This is a genomic window from Micromonospora sp. WMMD730 (assembly GCF_049178955.1).
GTDB classification, from domain to species: domain Bacteria; phylum Actinomycetota; class Actinomycetes; order Mycobacteriales; family Micromonosporaceae; genus Micromonospora; species Micromonospora wenchangensis.
The window spans coordinates 282,745-298,776 of the sequence record NZ_JBMHML010000002.1; the positions used below are offsets into that span (position 1 = coordinate 282,745).

Annotated in this window: 11 protein-coding genes and 1 riboswitch; of the genes, 8 read left to right on the forward strand and 3 right to left on the reverse strand. The window is 73.2% G+C overall.

The genetic code is table 11. The features are described 5' to 3' along the window. Window positions 1–400: 400 nt before the first annotated feature. Window positions 401–850: a DoxX family protein gene (locus tag ACN265_RS01310; RefSeq protein ID WP_204924703.1), complete on the forward strand. Its 450-nt coding sequence runs from the start codon at window positions 401–403 to the stop codon at window positions 848–850. Window positions 851–908: 58 nt separating this feature from the next. On the opposite strand, the gene ACN265_RS01315 is transcribed toward ACN265_RS01310, so the two are convergent. Beyond that, window positions 909–1,613 (reverse strand): hypothetical protein, encoded by a 705-nt coding sequence (locus ACN265_RS01315; RefSeq protein WP_204924704.1) that lies wholly within the window; start codon window positions 1,611–1,613, stop codon window positions 909–911. A 327-nt stretch (window positions 1,614–1,940) separates the two neighbouring features. After that, window positions 1,941–2,076, forward strand: a riboswitch (SAM riboswitch). Window positions 2,077–2,084: 8 nt separating this feature from the next. On the opposite strand from ACN265_RS01315, the gene thrC reads away from it, so the two are divergent. From thrC to paaN, 3 genes are all read left to right on the forward strand, one after another. Further along, window positions 2,085–3,371 carry a threonine synthase gene (gene thrC / locus ACN265_RS01320; protein ID WP_204924705.1) on the forward strand — a complete coding sequence of 429 codons (1,287 nt, stop codon included), beginning with the start codon at window positions 2,085–2,087 and terminating at the stop codon, window positions 3,369–3,371. A gap of 362 nt (window positions 3,372–3,733) precedes the next feature. Next, a complete protein-coding gene (locus tag ACN265_RS01325) occupies window positions 3,734–4,888 on the forward strand; it encodes a GNAT family N-acetyltransferase (RefSeq protein WP_421405781.1) in 1,155 nt (384 codons plus the stop codon). Window positions 4,889–4,940: 52 nt separating this feature from the next. Then, window positions 4,941–6,614, forward strand: coding sequence for a phenylacetic acid degradation protein PaaN (paaN, locus tag ACN265_RS01330; RefSeq protein ID WP_420116117.1), 1,674 nt, complete (start codon window positions 4,941–4,943; stop codon window positions 6,612–6,614). 194 nt (window positions 6,615–6,808) lie between these two features. Here the strand turns inward: paaN and ACN265_RS01335 are convergent, their stop codons facing one another. Further along, the gene (locus ACN265_RS01335) at window positions 6,809–7,339 is read right to left on the reverse strand and encodes a GNAT family N-acetyltransferase (protein WP_421405782.1); all 531 of its coding nucleotides are present in this window, start codon (window positions 7,337–7,339) and stop codon (window positions 6,809–6,811) included. 223 nt (window positions 7,340–7,562) lie between these two features. On the opposite strand from ACN265_RS01335, the gene ACN265_RS01340 reads away from it, so the two are divergent. The 3 genes from ACN265_RS01340 (at window position 7,563) to groL (ending at window position 10,925) form a co-directional block, all read left to right on the forward strand. Continuing rightward, window positions 7,563–7,766, forward strand: coding sequence for a cold-shock protein (locus ACN265_RS01340; RefSeq protein WP_204924708.1), 204 nt, complete (start codon window positions 7,563–7,565; stop codon window positions 7,764–7,766). A 477-nt stretch (window positions 7,767–8,243) separates the two neighbouring features. After that, window positions 8,244–9,023, forward strand: coding sequence for a hypothetical protein (locus ACN265_RS01345; RefSeq protein ID WP_204924709.1), 780 nt, complete (start codon window positions 8,244–8,246; stop codon window positions 9,021–9,023). A 279-nt stretch (window positions 9,024–9,302) separates the two neighbouring features. After that, window positions 9,303–10,925 carry a chaperonin GroEL gene (gene groL / locus ACN265_RS01350; RefSeq protein ID WP_204924710.1) on the forward strand — a complete coding sequence of 541 codons (1,623 nt, stop codon included), beginning with the start codon at window positions 9,303–9,305 and terminating at the stop codon, window positions 10,923–10,925. Window positions 10,926–11,024: 99 nt separating this feature from the next. Here the strand turns inward: groL and ACN265_RS01355 are convergent, their stop codons facing one another. Beyond that, the gene (locus ACN265_RS01355) at window positions 11,025–13,553 is read right to left on the reverse strand and encodes a S8 family serine peptidase (RefSeq protein WP_421405783.1); all 2,529 of its coding nucleotides are present in this window, start codon (window positions 13,551–13,553) and stop codon (window positions 11,025–11,027) included. Window positions 13,554–14,087: 534 nt separating this feature from the next. Between ACN265_RS01355 and ACN265_RS01360 the strand changes: the two genes are divergently transcribed. Continuing rightward, a complete protein-coding gene (locus ACN265_RS01360) occupies window positions 14,088–15,929 on the forward strand; it encodes a glycerol-3-phosphate dehydrogenase/oxidase (protein ID WP_421405784.1) in 1,842 nt (613 codons plus the stop codon). Window positions 15,930–16,032: the final 103 nt, after the last annotated feature.

Here is a 16,032-nt window from a genome sequence, read left to right on the forward strand (position 1 = left end):
ATGCGGCGGTCGGGAGATGCGTCGGCCGCGTCGTCCGGGGTGCGGCGGTCGGGGTCGGACGGCGGTGCGGGCCGCCCCGCGACGGGCCCGCCTCATGCCACGCGAATTGTGCGCATATTCATTTACCATAAACATTGCGTATGAACTTGATGACAGTTCATTCATAGTTAACAATCATTACGTTCGGCGTCGCGCCGACCGCCGTCGGGGCGGTTGGCGCGGGCGCGGCGGGCGGGTCCGGTGCCGATCGGCCCGGCGTCGGCCGGCGGGGGGCGACCCGCGGTGCGGAGGGGCGGGGTATTGTCTCGCAGCGGGATCTTCCCAGAAACAAAGAATTTATCGATTTAACTGCTTCGATGCCTCATCATGGGGGGAAGTAATCCCTTCCATGGAGGTTCCCATGAACGTCTCTCGGCTCGGCGGGCCGACCCTGTCCCTGTACCGCATGGTCATCGGCCTACTGTTCATGCTGCACGGCCTGTCGTCGGTCTTCGGGTTGTTCGGCGGCAACCCGGTTACCGGCAAGGCTGTCCCGCTCGGCGCCTGGCCGGGCTGGTGGGCCGCGCTGATCCAGCTGGTCTGCGGCGCGCTGGTGCTGGCCGGTCTCTTCACCCGGCCCGCGGCGCTGCTCGCGTCCGGCTCGATGGCGTACGCCTACTTCGTGGTGCACCAGCCGGAGGGCCTGCTGCCACTGCGCAACGGCGGCGAGCTGTCCGCGCTGTTCTGCTGGTCGTTCCTGCTGATCGCGGTCCTCGGCCCGGGTTCCTGGGCGCTCGACACGCTGCTCGGCCGCCGGCGCTCCGACGCCCCGGCGGCCCCGGTCTCCGAGCCCGCCTCGGTGTCGGTCTGACGCGCTGACCCGTGTCGCCGGGACCGCCTCGACGAGGCGGCCCCGGCGACACGGCCGGTCAGGGGTTGTAGGGAGCGTCGGTGTGGCTCACCTCGGTGAGCGTGCTGCCGGAGAGCTTGTAGACCGAGGTGCGTTTGATGTCCAGCTCGGCCATGCCCCGGCTGGGGCTGCGGGTCAACCAGACCACGGTGGCCCGCTGTCCGGCCACGCTCACCGACACGACCGGGGTCCGGTCGCCGAGATCGGTCAGCGCCCGGAACACCGGCATGCCGCCGTTGTTGCGCCACACCGCGACGGTGTAGAAGGTGCCGCTGCCCCCGGAGTTGATCGAGACCACGCCGACCGCGTCGTCCGCGCCGTCGCCGTCGAGGTCGCCGATACCGCAGGGCTTCTGGAGCGTCACGGTCGCGCCGTCCTCGCCCGACCACTGCCCCTCGCTCAACGGCAGGTAGTCCGGATAGCCGTTGTAGGGCGTCTTGCTGCTGCCGAGCTTGGCGCCCGCCAGATGGGCGCAGGTCAACGGAGCCTTGACCACCGGTGCCGGGGGAGTGGTGGTGACCGCCGGGGCGGTGGCGGGGGCGCTCTTCTTCTGCGGGGTCGGCTCGACGTCGGTGGGCGTCGGCTCGGCCGTGGCCGCGTTCAGCACCGAGGCCGTGGAGGGCTCGGCGGACGGGCCGACCGTCGGCGCCGCCCCGTCCTTCGTGCCCTGCTCACCCCCGCACGCGGTGAGCAGGCAGACCAGGGCGAGACTGGTGAGGCTCAACGGTATCCGTCGCATTGCCGGGGGTCCTCTCTCGACATCAGATCACCCGCACCGTACTGATCGATGGCAATGCCGGTCATCGGCTCCATGGGCCGCCCGGGTCGGCCTGTCGGAGCGCGGTCAGGGGCCGACCGGAGGGCCGGCGTACGGGTTTCTCCGCCCGGTGCCTACGGACGTGTTGAGCTGGAAACTTCCCCGAAACACCGGTGCCGACCGGGGTGCCCGGTCGATGCCCGGTGGCAGGGTGGCCAACGCCATGGTTCACACCGTGGGAAGCAGGCTGGGCGATGGCCGCGAAGCTGCCTAGACTCGGTCTCACAACTGCATACCTCATCCAGAGGGGCTGAGGGATACGGCCCGACGACGCCCCGGCAACCACCCCGCGCGCTCATCGCTGAGCGTCCGGCGGGGCAGGTGCCAATTCCGTCCCCGCCGCAGGGTGCGATGCGGGGAAAGATGAGAGGAATCGACATGACGTCGACGCTCGCCGCCCCCGGTATCGACACCGCCGCCAGCCCCGCCCGTGCCCTGGTCTGCCGCGCCTGCTCCGCCCGCTATCCGCTCGCCGCGCAGCACGCCTGTTACGAGTGTTTCGGCCCGCTGGAGGTCGACTACGACGCCGCCGCGCTGGCGCGCGTCACCCGCGAGCAGATCGAGGCCGGCCCGCAGAACATCTGGCGGTACGCCGCCCTCCTGCCCGCCGGTCAGGACCCGGCCACCCGGGTCACCCTCGACCCGGGGCTGACCCCGCTGGTGGCGGCGCCCCACCTCGCCGCCGAGCTGGGCATCAGCGCGCCGCTGTGGGTCAAGGACGACAGCGCCAACCCGACCCACTCGTTCAAGGACCGGGTGGTCTCGGTGGCGCTCACCGCCGCGAAGGCGCTCGGCTTCGAGCGGTTCGCCTGCGCCTCGACCGGCAACCTGGCCAACTCGGTGGCCGCCCACGCGGCCCGTGCCGGCGCACCCTCGGTGGTCTTCATCCCGGGCGACCTGGAGCAGGGCAAGGTGATCACCACCGCCGTCTACGGTGGCGACCTGGTCGCCATCGACGGCTCGTACGACGACGTGAACCGGCTCTGCGGCGAACTGGTGGAGACCGACGAGTTCGAGGACACCGCCTTCGTCAACGTCAACGTCCGGCCCTACTACGCCGAGGGCTCCAAGACCCTCGGGTACGAGGTTGCCGAGCAGCTCGGCTGGCGCATCCCGGCCCAGGTGGTCATCCCGATGGCCTCCGGCGAACTGCTCACCAAGATCGACAAGGCGTTCACCGAGCTGGTCGAGATCGGCCTGGTCGAGGCCCCGGCCGGAGGCTGGCGGGTGTTCGGCGCGCAGTCGGCCGGCTGCAATCCGATCGCCGCCGCCCTGCACGCCGACACCGACACCATCACCCCGGTCCGGCCGACCGGCATCGCCAAGTCCCTCAACATCGGCGACCCCGCCGCCGGCCTGTACGCCCTGGAGGCGGTGCGGCGTACCGGCGGCTGGATGGAGTACGTCGACGACGACGAGATCCGCGCCGGCATCCGGCTGCTGGCCCGCACCACAGGCGTCTTCGCCGAGACGGCCGGCGGGGTGACCGTGGCGGTGCTGCGCAAGCTCGTCGAGTCCGGCCGGCTCGACCCGACCGCCGAGACGGTCGTCTTCAACACCGGCGAGGGCCTGAAGACCATCGACGCGGTTGCCGGTCAGGTCGGCCCCACCCACCGGATCAAGCCGTCCCTGCGGGCCGCCCGCGACGCCGGCCTCCTCTCCTGAACCCGGCGCGCCGCCCGCCCCTGCGTCGGTGGTCGACCCATCGGGGCGCGGGTTGCGGTGTCAGCCGGCCGGGACACCGCCACTTCGGCCCCACTGTGTCGATCATGGGCGCAGGGCGGCCCGAGTGGATCTCTGGGTGACCGGGTTTTCGCGGTGCGTGGTGAAAACCCGCCGGGAAGGACTTGACGGCAGGAACCGGGCGGCGGAAGATGCTCCGTGCGGGAGGGCTTTCGCCGGAGACTTTTCAAGTTCTTGCGACCCAACGCCGGAGGCGTTGTGCGAACGTCCCTCCCGACCAACGTGAACCGGGGGCCAGCGGAAATCCGCTGGCCCCCGGTGTCGTCCACGGGAAGACTCGCGGCGTGGCCCTGGACATCGCGACGATCGACCGGACCGATCAGCCCACCCTCGACGCCCTCTACCGGATCGCGGCGACGGTCGAGGCGACGGAATCCCCCGACCTCCCGCCGCTCTGCCGGCGACGCTTCGAGGCGTCGCTGTGGCACCCGATGCCCGGCATCGACACCCGGTGGTCGGTGGCCCGACTCGACGGGGTGCCCGTCGGCTGGGTCCGGGTCAACCTGCACCTGCTGGACAACACCGAGAACGCCAGCATCGAGCTGGCGGTGGACCCGGCGTACCGGCGGCGCGGGGTGGGGCGGGCGTTGTTCGCCCACGCCCGGCGGCTGCTCCGGGAGGCCGGCTGCAAACGGGTGGTCGGCTCCACCGTGACCCCGCTGCCGGACGGACCGGTCGGGGCGACGCCGGACGGACCGGTCGGGGCGACGCCGGGCGGTCCGGGTGGGACGACACCCGATGAGCCGGGTGCGTCGGCGTCGGGCGGGCCGGGCGGGGAGTCGTCGGTCGGCGCGGTCGGGGTCACCCCGGTGGGGGAGTTTCCCGGGGCCGCCTTCGCGGCGGCGCTCGGTGCCCGGCCGGCGCTGGTCGACGTCCGTCGCCGGCTCGACGTCACCGCGCTCGACCGGGACCGGCTGGCGGCGCTGCGGGCCGGGGCGCGGTCGGCCGCCGCCGGCTACCGCACGGTCCGCTGGCACGGCCACCCGCAGTCGGAGCATCTCGCCGACCTCGCCTACCTGGAGGGCCGGCTGCTGGCCGACGCGCCCCTGGGTGACCTGGAGTGGGAACCCGAGCGGGTGGACGCCGAGCGCATCCAGGGCATGGAGCGGGCGCTGGACGCGCGGGGCGTCCGCCGGTACAGCGTCGCCGCCGTGCACGGGGAGTCCGGCCGGCTGGTCGCGTGGAGCATGCTCAGCCTGGCCGCGAACACCACCCGGCACGCCTGGCAGCAGATCACCATCGTCGACCCGGCCCACCGGGGGCACCGGCTCGGCCTGCTCTGCAAGGCCGAGAACCTCGAACACACCCTGGCGTACGAGCCGGAGCTGAGCGTGGTCGACACCTACAACGCGGCGGCGAACAGCCACATGATCGCGATCAACGAGCAGCTCGGGTTCCGGCCGGTGGCCGGGTCCACGGAGTGGCAGTCGACCATCTGATCTGTGACACGCCCCTACTGATCTGGTCGTCATCTGTTGCATGATGGCGGGCATGACGGAGACCCCGCACCCGCTGTACGACAGGCACGCCGACACCCTCCACCGGGCGCTGACCGCGATCACCGAGCGGGGGTACTGGTCGGCGTATCCCGAATCACCCAGCCCCCGGGTGTACGGCGAGACGGCCGCCGCCGACGGGAAGGCCGCCTTCGAGGCGTACCTCGGTGGTGACTTCCCGCTCGACCAGCCCGGCACGGCCGACCGGGTCGCCACCGAGACGAGCCCGTTCGGGGTGGCCCTGGACGTGCGCTACCCGCACCCGGGCGCGGACGAGGTGGTCGCCGCCGCCTCCGCCGCCCTGCCGGCCTGGCGTGACGCCGGCCCGCAGGCCCGGGTGGGGGTCTGCCTGGAGATCCTCGACCGGCTGCACAAGCACATCTTCGAGCTGGCCAACGCGGTGCAGTTCACCAGCGGGCAGGCGTTCGTGATGGCGTTCCAGGCCGGCGGCGCGCACGCGCTGGACCGGGCCCTGGAGGCGATCGCCTACGCGTACGCCGAGATGACCCGGCACCCGGGGACGGCCGGCTGGGAGAAGGCCGCCGGCAAGGGCGACCCGCTGCGGATGACCAAGACGTTCCACGTGGTGCCGCGCGGGGTGGCCCTGGTGATCGGCTGCAACACCTTCCCGACCTGGAACTCGTACCCCGGGCTGTTCGCCTCGCTGGTCACCGGCAACCCGGTGGTGGTCAAGCCGCACCCCCGCGCGGTGCTGCCCCTGGCGATCACCGTGAAGTACGCCCGGGAGGTGCTCGCCGAGGCCGGCTTCGACCCCGACCTGGTGCTGCTCGCCCCCGAGGCCCCCGGCGAGAAGCTGGCCTCGACCTTGGCCCTGCACCCCGCAGTGAAGATCGTCGACTTCACCGGTTCCACCGGGTACGGAGACTGGCTGGAGGCCAACGCCCGGCAGGCGACGGTCTACACCGAGAAGGCCGGCCTGAACACCGTCGTGATCGACTCCACCGACGACTTCGCCGGGATGTGCCGCAACCTCGGCTTCACGCTGACCCTCTACAGCGGGCAGATGTGCACGACCTCGCAGAACATTTTGATCCCGGCCGGGGGCATCGCCACCGACCAGGGGCACAAGAGCTTCGACGAGGTGGCCGCCGGCATCGCCGCCACCATCGGCAAGCTCACCGCCGACCCGGCCCGGGGCGTCGAGCTGACCGGCGCGATCGTCAACGACGGGGTGCTGGAACGGCTCGACGAGGTCACCAAGGTCGGCGAGACCGTGCTGGAGTCGCGTACCGTCGCCCACCCGGCGCTGCCCGACGCGGTGGTCCGGACGCCCACCGTCGTCAAGCTCGCCGCCACCGACACCGAGGTCTACGGCCGGGAGTGGTTCGGGCCGATCTCGTTCGTCATCGCCACCGACTCGACCGCGCACAGCATCGAGATCATGCGGTCCACCGTGGGGGAGTCCGGCGCGCTGACCGCCGCCGTCTACTCCACCGACGAGGCGGTGCTGGACGCCGTCGAGGCCGCCGCGATCGACGTCGGGGTGCACCTGTCGGCCAACCTGACCGGCGGGGTCTTCGTCAACCAGTCCGCCGCCTTCTCGGACTTCCACGGCAGCGGCGCGAACCCGGCCGCCAACGCCGCCCTCACCGACGGCGCGTACGTGGCCAACCGTTTCCGCATCGTCCAGTCCCGCCGCCCCGCCTGACCCGCCCCCGGCCTCCCCCGCCCCGCCCCGCTCCGCCCCGCTCCGACCCCCGCTTCCGCCCCGGTGATCAAGAAGTTTGCGTCAGATCCGGGCCTCCGGTTGACCTGAACCTCTTGATCACCGGGGCCGGGTGGGCGGGGTCGGGGTGGAGCGGGGGACGGTCGGGGGTCGGGCGGCCAGGGGCGGGGTGGAGGTCAGGCGGGGCGGCGCATCTGGAGTTCGGTGAGGGCCGGGATCTTGGGGTGCGGGACGCGTACCCCGGTGTCGGTGAAGCCCAGGCGGTGGTAGGCCCGGCAGGCGCGGTCGTTGCCGACCACCACCTCCAGCATGAGCTGCGGTCGGCCGCAGGCGCGCGACCAGGCGGCGACCTCGTCGATCAGCGCACCGAGCAGTCCGCTGCCCCGCCAGGAGGGGGTCACGTAGACCGCGTAGACGACGGTCAGGTCCGGCTCGTCGGGGGAGAGGGTGCCGCCCGCGTGCCCGACCAGCCGGCCGCCGGGGTCGGCCACGAACTGGGCGGTGTGACACCCCTGGGACACGTACGCGATCCGGGCCGCGTAGTCGGCGTGCGGCCGGGCGGCGGCCTCGGCGACGGTCTCCAGGAAGGCCAGTGGCGCGTCCGCGAGCATCTCCAGCCGCAGCGCCCGCATCCGGGCCGCGTCCTGCGGACGCACCCGGTGCACGGGGGCCGTGCGGGTCGCCGGTGGGGCCGGGGCAGAGGTCATGGAGGCATGCATACCGCAGCGACGTTCACCGATGGGTAACCGGGTCGATACCCGTCTGATTTGACCCCATTTGTGGTCGTGCGCTGTCGTCACTCCTCGTGTAGCGTGCGATTTCGGTCACCGATTCAGCGGCCCTCACCGACCGCCGCAACGGTGGCTCTCCGCTGTCGGCCCGCCGGCAATCCGGAGTTGGAGAACGCCGCGCAGAGTGAGGAAGTGCACCGTGGCACAGGGCACCGTCAAGTGGTTCAACTCCGAAAAGGGCTACGGCTTCATCGCCGTCGACGGCGGGCAGGACGTCTTCGTCCACTTCTCCGCCATCGAAATGGACGGCTACAAGGCGCTCGACGACGGTCAGCGGGTGGAGTTCGAGATCGCCCAGGGCCAGAAGGGCCCGCAGGCCGAACAGGTCCGCGTCATCGCCTGACCTTCCGCCGGTCCCGCCCCGTCCCCGGTGACGGGGCGCATCGGGTTCCCACCCCGGGCTGTTGCCCCGGCGGCCGGGCGGGTTCCCACCCGTCGGGTGCACCGGGTGACGGCTGGCGGTAGCGACCGGTGCCGGGAAAGATCGTGAACCGTCCAGGCGTCCCGCTGAGGAGGGTTCATGTCCGACCAGTCGCCTTCGGGTCCACCCGACCCCGCTTCCGGGTCTCCGGGTGGTCCGTGGGGGCAACCGCCCTGGGGCACGCCCTCCGGCCAGCCCGGCTGGGGCGCGCCGCCCGGTCAGCCCGGCTGGGGGACGCCCGGGGCCTGGGCGCCGGGCTGGGGCCATCCGCCCGCCGGCAGTCTCCCGCCCGGGGTCGGTCCGTATCCGGGCCAGGGCGGCGGTCCCGCGCCGTACGCCGGCCCGTGGGGCCCCGAGGACCCGCTGGTCAACCCCCCGTACGCCGGCCTGGAGGGGTGGTTGAGCCGGTGTGCCGGCGCGGTGCGGCGCAGTTGGCGGCCCCTGCTGCCGCTGATGCTGCTCACCCAGGTCGTGCCGGCGGTGGCGGTGTCCCTGCTCTCGCTCGGCATGGGACCCGACGCCACCATGCTGCCCGCCGACGGCTCGCTGCCCGAGGACTACCTCAGCGACCTGGTGATCTACGGCGTCTCGGTGTTCCTGGTCGCGCTGGCGTTCGGGGTGGTGCAGGGCATCGGCTGGGCCGGTGGGACCTGGGTGGTGGCCCGGCAGGCCGCCGGCCAACCCGCCGACCTGCCCGGCGCGCTGCGCTACGGCGCGCGCCGCTGCCTCGGCCTGTGGGGCTGGATGCTGGTGCTGGGCGTGCTCGTCGGCGTCGGGTTCTGCCTCTGCCTGCTGCCCGGCATCTACCTGGCCTTCGCCCTCGCCCTGGCCGGCCCGGTCTACCTGTTCGAGGGGCAGAACCCGGTCGGCCGCTCGTTCCGCATGTTCCACGACCGGCTGGGCATGGTGCTCGGCCGGGTGGCGCTCGTCGCCCTGGCGGTGTTCCTCGGCAGCGTGCTCGGCAGCGTGGTGGAGTCGGTCGGCACCGTGCCGTTCGGCACCGACCCGTTCACCGCGCCGGGCACCGCCGTGGGCGCGGTGGCGGTGATCCTGGTCAGCGCGGTGCTGGTCGTCCCGGTCTACCTGGTGCAGTTGGTCGGGCTGGTCGTGACGTACGCCGAGCAGCGGGCGCAGGAGGGGCCGGTGAACGTCACACGACTGGTGGCGGAACTCGGCTGACCGGCCCCATCGTGCTTGCACTCGGCAGGGGAGAGTGCTAAACAAGTCATTGGCACTCGCATACGATGAGTGCCAATGGTCGGGGCGGTAGGGCCACGGTCACACAGACGTCTCGATGGCGTCGGGGTGGCACATGGCCGGTCGTCGCGGGCTGTCCGGCCCGACCGAGGAGGACGTCGTCGTCGCCAGGTGGCGACGTCCCCAAGGTGCGTACACCAGGCGGCCCGTCCGGGGCACAACACCCGGGTGGCCCGTGAGTGTCCAGGAGGACAACGCCGTATGGCCAAGATGATCGCGTTCGACGAAGAGGCTCGCCGCGGCCTCGAGCGGGGCATGAACCAGCTCGCCGACGCCGTGAAGGTGACCCTCGGCCCCAAGGGCCGCAACGTGGTGCTCGAGAAGAAGTGGGGTGCCCCCACCATCACCAACGATGGTGTGAGCATCGCCAAGGAGATCGAGCTCGAGGACCCGTACGAGAAGATCGGCGCCGAGCTGGTCAAGGAGGTCGCCAAGAAGACCGACGACGTCGCCGGTGACGGCACGACGACGGCGACCGTCCTGGCCCAGGCCCTGGTGCGCGAGGGTCTGCGCAACGTGGCCGCCGGTGCCAACCCGATGGCCCTGAAGCGGGGCATCGAGGCCGCCGTGGCCAGCGTCTCGGAGGAGCTGTCCAAGCTCGCCAAGGACGTCGAGACCAAGGAGCAGATCGCCTCCACCGCCTCCATCTCCGCCGGTGACAGCACCGTCGGCGAGATCATCGCCGAGGCGATGGACAAGGTCGGCAAGGAAGGCGTCATCACCGTCGAGGAGAGCAACACCTTCGGGCTGGAGCTGGAGCTCACCGAGGGCATGCGCTTCGACAAGGGCTACATCTCCGCGTACTTCATGACCGACCCGGAGCGTATGGAGGCCGTCTTCGACGACCCGTACCTCCTGATCGTCAACAGCAAGATCTCCTCGGTGAAGGACCTGCTCCCGATCCTGGAGAAGGTCATGCAGTCGGGCAAGCCGCTGCTGATCATCGCCGAGGACCTGGAGGGCGAGGCCCTCGCCACCCTGGTCGTCAACAAGGTCCGGGGCACCTTCAAGTCCGTCGCCGTCAAGGCGCCGGGCTTCGGTGACCGCCGCAAGGCCATGCTGACCGACATCGCCATCCTCACCGGTGGCCAGGTCATCAGCGAGGAGGTCGGCCTCAAGCTCGACGCCGTCAGCCTCGACATGCTGGGCCGCGCCCGCAAGGTCGTGGTGACCAAGGACGAGACCACCATCGTCGACGGTGCCGGCGACGCCGACCAGATCCAGGGCCGGGTCAACCAGATCCGGGCCGAGATCGACAAGAGCGACTCCGACTACGACCGTGAGAAGCTGCAGGAGCGGCTGGCCAAGCTGGCCGGCGGCGTCGCGGTGATCAAGGTCGGCGCGGCCACCGAGGTCGAGCTGAAGGAGCGCAAGCACCGCATCGAGGACGCCGTCCGCAACGCGAAGGCCGCCGTCGAGGAGGGCATCGTCCCGGGTGGTGGCGTCGCGCTGGTGCAGGCCGGCAAGACCGCCTTCGACAAGCTGGACCTGACCGGCGACGAGGCCACTGGCGCGCAGATCGTCAAGATCGCGCTGGACGCCCCGCTGCGGCAGATCGCCGTCAACGCCGGCCTGGAGGGTGGCGTGGTCGTCGAGCGCGTCCGCAACCTGGACGCCGGGCACGGCCTCAACGCCGCCAGCGGTGAGTACGTCGACCTGCTGGCCGCGGGCATCATCGACCCGGCCAAGGTGACCCGGTCGGCGCTGCAGAACGCCGCGTCGATCGCGGCGCTCTTCCTCACCACCGAGGCCGTCGTGGCGGACAAGCCGGAGAAGACCCCGGCCGCCCCGGCTGGCCCGGGTGGCGGGGACATGGACTTCTGAGTCCAGCTCCAACACCGGACGGGGCGGGCCGCGCGAGCGGTCCGCCCCGTTCCGTGTCCGTGCCCACCCGGGCCGGCTCACCCCGGCGACGGGGAGCGGTCAGCGGCGGGCCGCCCGCACCGCCGCGTACGCGTCGACCAGCCCGGCCCCGCTCGACGCCGTCACCGGGCCGCAACTGAGGTCGGCGGGCCCGGCCGGTTGAGCCGTGTCCCGCAGGATGCTCCGGGTCCGGGCCAGGTTGCCTACCAGCGTCGGATTCGCCGACCACATCAGCGCCACCACACCCGCCACCTGCGGGGTGGCCATCGAGGTGCCGTCCAGCGTGGCGTAACCGCCGCCGGGCATCGCGGAGGTGATCCCCTCCCCCGGGGCGACCAGATCCGGCTTGACCACCCCACCCGCGACGGGACCCCGGCTGGAGAATTCGGCGACCACCCGGTCCCGGTTCACCGCCCCCACCGTCAGCACGTCCGCGTACGGGGCCGGCGGGTCGACGATCGACCGGCAGTCCGGGCCGGTGTTCCCGGCGGCGGCCACCACCAGGATGCCCGCCGCCTCCAGGGCGGCGGTCGCCGGACGTAACGCCCCCGGGTCACAGCCCTCCACCGGTGGGCACCCCCACGAGTTGGTCAGCACGTCCGGGGCACGCGCCGGGCGTCCGTCGGTGAACGGGTCGCCACCGGCCGGGAACGGGGCCAGCATGAACTGGAGACAGTCCAGGTAGTGCGCCGGGCTGCCCAGGTTGCGATCGAGGTTGACGCAGCCCACCCACTGCGCACCGGGAGCCACCCCGATGCCGTCCCGCCCCACGGCGCTGCCCGCGGTGTGGGTGCCGTGGCCGCCGGAGTCGGCGGGGGAGCGGGTGTGGTTCCACGGGTCGTACCAGGAGTCATCGCCGCCCCGGAAGCCGGCGGCCAATGCCGGGTGGGTGCCGTCGACCCCGGAGTCCGAGCTGCCGATCACCACGCCGGTGCCGGTGACGGACAGCTCCGACCAGACCCGGTCGGCCCGGATCATCCGCAGGTTCCACTCCGGCCCGGTCGGCGCGGGCTGGTCGCCCCGGCTGACCGGGGCCGGTGCGGGCAACGGGCGGAGCCGCTGACTGACCAGCACCCGGGCCACCTCGGGCCGACCGGAGAGCCAGGCCCGCACCGCCGGCCCGCCGTCGGTCTCGATCGCGTTGACCAGGTAGTACGGCGTCGGGTCGAGGCCCAGCCGGCTCAGGTCCCGGCGCAGCCCGCCCTGGGTGCGTTCGGCGGTGGCGACGAGCCGGCGGTAGACCTCGGCGGTCCGCGCCTCCCGGCCCGCCCGGCCGGGCGCACCGGCGGGGATGCCGGAGAGGTCGGCCTGCTCGCGGAGCACCACCAGCAGCCGCTCGCCGTACAGGCCGGGCTGGCCGGCGGCCACGTCGACCACCCCGACGGTGAGCAGCAGGACGGCCGCGCCCGACGCGGCGACCAGCCGGCGCGGCGCGCGCCCGCGTGGCCGGGCGAGCAGCACCCCGTACCCGATGGCCAGCAGGAGCGCGACGGCGAACCCGACGCCGGACGCGACCGCGACCCAGTACGGGACGTCGCGGGTGGTGGCCAGCAGGACCGAGATCTCCTCCGGGTCGGTGAGCGCCAGCGGGCCGAACACCGCCAGGCCGACCAGCCAGCGCACCGGCGCGGCACCGGCGGGCCGGCCGGCCCGCCGGGCCGCCACCTGGCACGCACCCAGCGCGAACCCGACGGGCGGGACGAAGAGCAGCGCGGGAAGCTGTACGCCGGAGTGGCCGGCGCCCGCGCCGACCAGCAGCAGGACCACCCCGGCGACCAGGCCGCCGACCAGCACGGTACGGGCGGCCCGGGGTGGCCCGTCGCCGGTGAAGGGGGCCCAGAACCGGTCGTCGAGCAGCGCCCCGGCCAGCAGGCCGACCGCCGTCGCGGCGAGCGCGGCGAGCACCGTCTCCAGCAGGCCGCCCAGCGCGCCGAACCGGACCCACGGCAGCAGCAGCGCCAGCCCGGCGGCGATCGCCAGCAGGGTGACCGCCTGCGGCCGGCCGACCCCGCCACCCGGTCCGCGACCGTGGTCGGTCTGCTGGCTGCGCTGCCGGCCCTGGCCGGCGGGTGTGGCGGGCCCGTGCGTGGGGTCGGTGCCCTCGGGGGCGGTGGTCGGGGCGGGCGTGGCGGCGGCCGGCTGGGCGAGGGCGGGCGTGGGCAGCCGGGTGGCCAGCAGCGCGAGCAGGGTCGCCGTCGCGGCCAGCGCGGCCAGGTACGCCTCGTGGTGGACCTGCGGCAGTGCCCGTAGCGACCCGAAGGCGACCAGGGCGAGCGCGGCGGCGAGCCAGGCCCGGCCGGTGACCCGGACCCGGGGGGAGCGGGGGAGCAGGGCCAGCAGCAGCGCGGGCAGGCCGACCAGCAGGGCGGTGGCCAGGCTGAGCGCCGGCCAGAGCCACGCCTGCCGGTCCCATCCCGCGGCGACCTGCAACTGCTCGACCGACCAGCCGACCGCCTGGAGCAGCACGGCGAGGGTGACCGTCCAGCCGCCGGCGAGGGCGGCGGCCACCACCGGCCACGGGCTCGACGGACGGGCGGCGGCGCTCGGCGGGAAGCCGTAGCCCGGCGGAGGTGGTGTGTCGGCCAACATCCGGAAACAGTACGACGTACGTCGCCGTCCGTCGGCGGTGCCGGTCCGACGACGGTCCCCGCCCGTCGCCGGTGGACCCGGGGCGCGGACCTGCGCGGTCCCCGCCCTCGCGCGGCTCGGCTCCGCCCTGTCCGCCTCGGCGTCCACCTCCCGTGTTCCGTCGTTCTCCCCGGTCGCCGGCTCCGTCCCGTGGTCACGGAAAGTGACGGCAGGTGGGGGTGTGAACCTTCACCTCCGGATCCTTTGCTCTGCTGCCCTGGATGCGCCGATCACTGAACGTGCGCGTCGCGTGGAGAGCAGCAGAGCAAAGGGGCCGAGGGAGGGAGGTGGGGGGTGGGTGGGGAATGCGGTGATCGGGCTGGTCGCGGCGGTGGGGGGTGGTGTGGGAGGCGGAGGGGGCCGGCGGGAGACCGGCTACGGAGAGTCGTCGAGCCGATCCGGGCGAGTGTTGCTCAGTGTCACCGGGTGGACGGTGGGGAATCTGGCCGGTTCTGGGCCTGCTGCGGGTGGGACCTGGCGGGTTACGGTGGACGGGTGCGTGACCCCAATGTGACCCGATCCGCCGCCGGTCAACTCTCCCCGCCGCGCCGCGCCGCGGATCTGCGCCGGCTGCGGGCCGAGCGGTTCGACGTGCTGGTCATCGGAGGCGGGGCGACCGGGGCCGGTGCCGCGCTCGACGCCGCCTCGCGGGGGCTCAAGGTCGCCCTGGTCGAGGCCCGCGACTTCGCCGCCGGCACCTCCAGCCGGTCCAGCAAGCTGATCCACGGCGGCCTGCGCTACCTGGAGCAGTTGGAGTTCCACCTGGTCCACGAGGCGCTGACCGAGCGTGGGCTGCTCGCCACCCGGCTCGCCCCGCACCTGGTCCGGCCGGTCCCGTTCCTGATCCCGCTCCCCGCCGGGCGGGGGCTGCGCGACCTGCCGGCCCGGCTGTTCCGCCGCTCCTACTACGGGGCCGGCGTTGCCGCCTACGACGCCTTCGCCGGGCTGTTCGGCACCGGCCGGGGGATGCCGCTGCACCGGCACCTGACCCGGGAGGGCGCCCGCCGGGTCTTCCCCAGCCTACGGGCCGACGCGCTGGCCGGGGCCATCCGCTACTACGACGGGCAGGTCGACGACGCCCGGCTGGTGGTGACCCTGGCCCGCACCGCCGCCAGCCTCGGCGCGACCGTGGTGAGCAGCGCCCGTGCCGTCGGGCTGGTGCGGCAGGCCCGGGAGGTCACCGGGGTCCGGGTCCGCGACCTGGAAGCGCCCCCCGGCTCCCCGGACGCCGAGTTCGAGGTACGCGCCCGTACCGTCATCGCCGCCACCGGCGTGTGGAGCGACGACATGTCCCGGATGCTCAACGACGTCGGGCTGCGCCCCGGCGTGCGGGTCCGGGCGTCCAAGGGGGTGCACCTGGTGGTGCCCCGCTCGGCGATCACCGGCGAGACCGGGCTGATCGTGCGCACCGCCACCAGTGTGCTCTTCGTCATCCCCTGGGGCGGGCACTGGATCATCGGCACCACCGACACCGACTGGCGGCTCGACCGCTCCCACCCGGCCGCCTCCGCCCGCGACATCCAGTACCTGCTCGACCAGGTCAACCTGGTGCTGGACCGGCCGCTGTCCAGCGCCGACATCGAGGGCGTCTACGCCGGGCTGCGTCCGCTGCTCGCCGGCGAGGCCGACTCCACCTCCAAGCTCTCCCGGGAACACGCCGTCTTCGAGCCGATGCTCGGGCTGCTGCTGGTGGCCGGCGGCAAGTACACGACCTACCGGGTGATGGCCGCCGACGTCGTCGACCGGGCCGCCCACCGGCTCGGCGGCGTACGTCCCTCGCGCACCGCCGACCTGCCGCTGCTCGGCGCCGACGGGTACGCCTCGATGTGGCGGGACCGGGCCGACCTGGCCCGCCGGCACGGGGTGCCCGTCGGCGTGGTCGAACACCTGCTGGAGCGGTACGGCACGCTCACCCTGGAGGTGCTGGCGCTGATCGCCGCCGACCCGCTGCTCGCCTCACCGCTGGCCGGCGCACCCGAGTACCTGGCCGCCGAGGTGACCTACGCCACCCGCTCCGAGGGGGCGCTGCACCTGGAGGACGTGCTGACCCGGCGTACCCGGATCTCCTTCGAGACGACCCACCGGGGCCTCGACTCGGCCGGGCACACGGCGGAGCTGATGGGGGCGGTGCTCGGCTGGGACGCGGCCACCCGGGAGCGGGAGATCGCGCACTACCGCGCCCGGGTCGAGGCCGAGCGGGAGTCGCAGCTCATGCCGGACGACGCGACCGCCGACGCGGCCCGCCTCGGTGCCCCCGACGTCCGGGGTTTCGCCGCCGACCGGGGTGTCGACGGTGTCGAGGACGGCCCGCTGCACCTGCCGACCTCCTCCCGCTGACCGGCCCCGGGGCCGGTTCCACCAGGCGGTGCGGGGCCGGTCGGCCGGTTCCGGACGGCAGCGGGGTGGGATAGGTTCCGGCCCGTGGTTCCCCCTCCGTGGT

Coding starts and splice junctions, on each gene's coding strand:
- ACN265_RS01310 (WP_204924703.1), top strand. CDS start 401: ATGAACGTCTCTCGGCTCGGCGGGCCGACCCTGTCCCTGTACCGCATG.
- thrC (WP_204924705.1), top strand. CDS start 2,085: ATGACGTCGACGCTCGCCGCCCCCGGTATCGACACCGCCGCCAGCCCC.
- paaN (WP_420116117.1), top strand. CDS start 4,941: ATGACGGAGACCCCGCACCCGCTGTACGACAGGCACGCCGACACCCTC.
- ACN265_RS01335 (WP_421405782.1), bottom strand. CDS start 7,339: ATGACCTCTGCCCCGGCCCCACCGGCGACCCGCACGGCCCCCGTGCAC.
- groL (WP_204924710.1), top strand. CDS start 9,303: ATGGCCAAGATGATCGCGTTCGACGAAGAGGCTCGCCGCGGCCTCGAG.
- ACN265_RS01355 (WP_421405783.1), bottom strand. CDS start 13,553: ATGTTGGCCGACACACCACCTCCGCCGGGCTACGGCTTCCCGCCGAGC.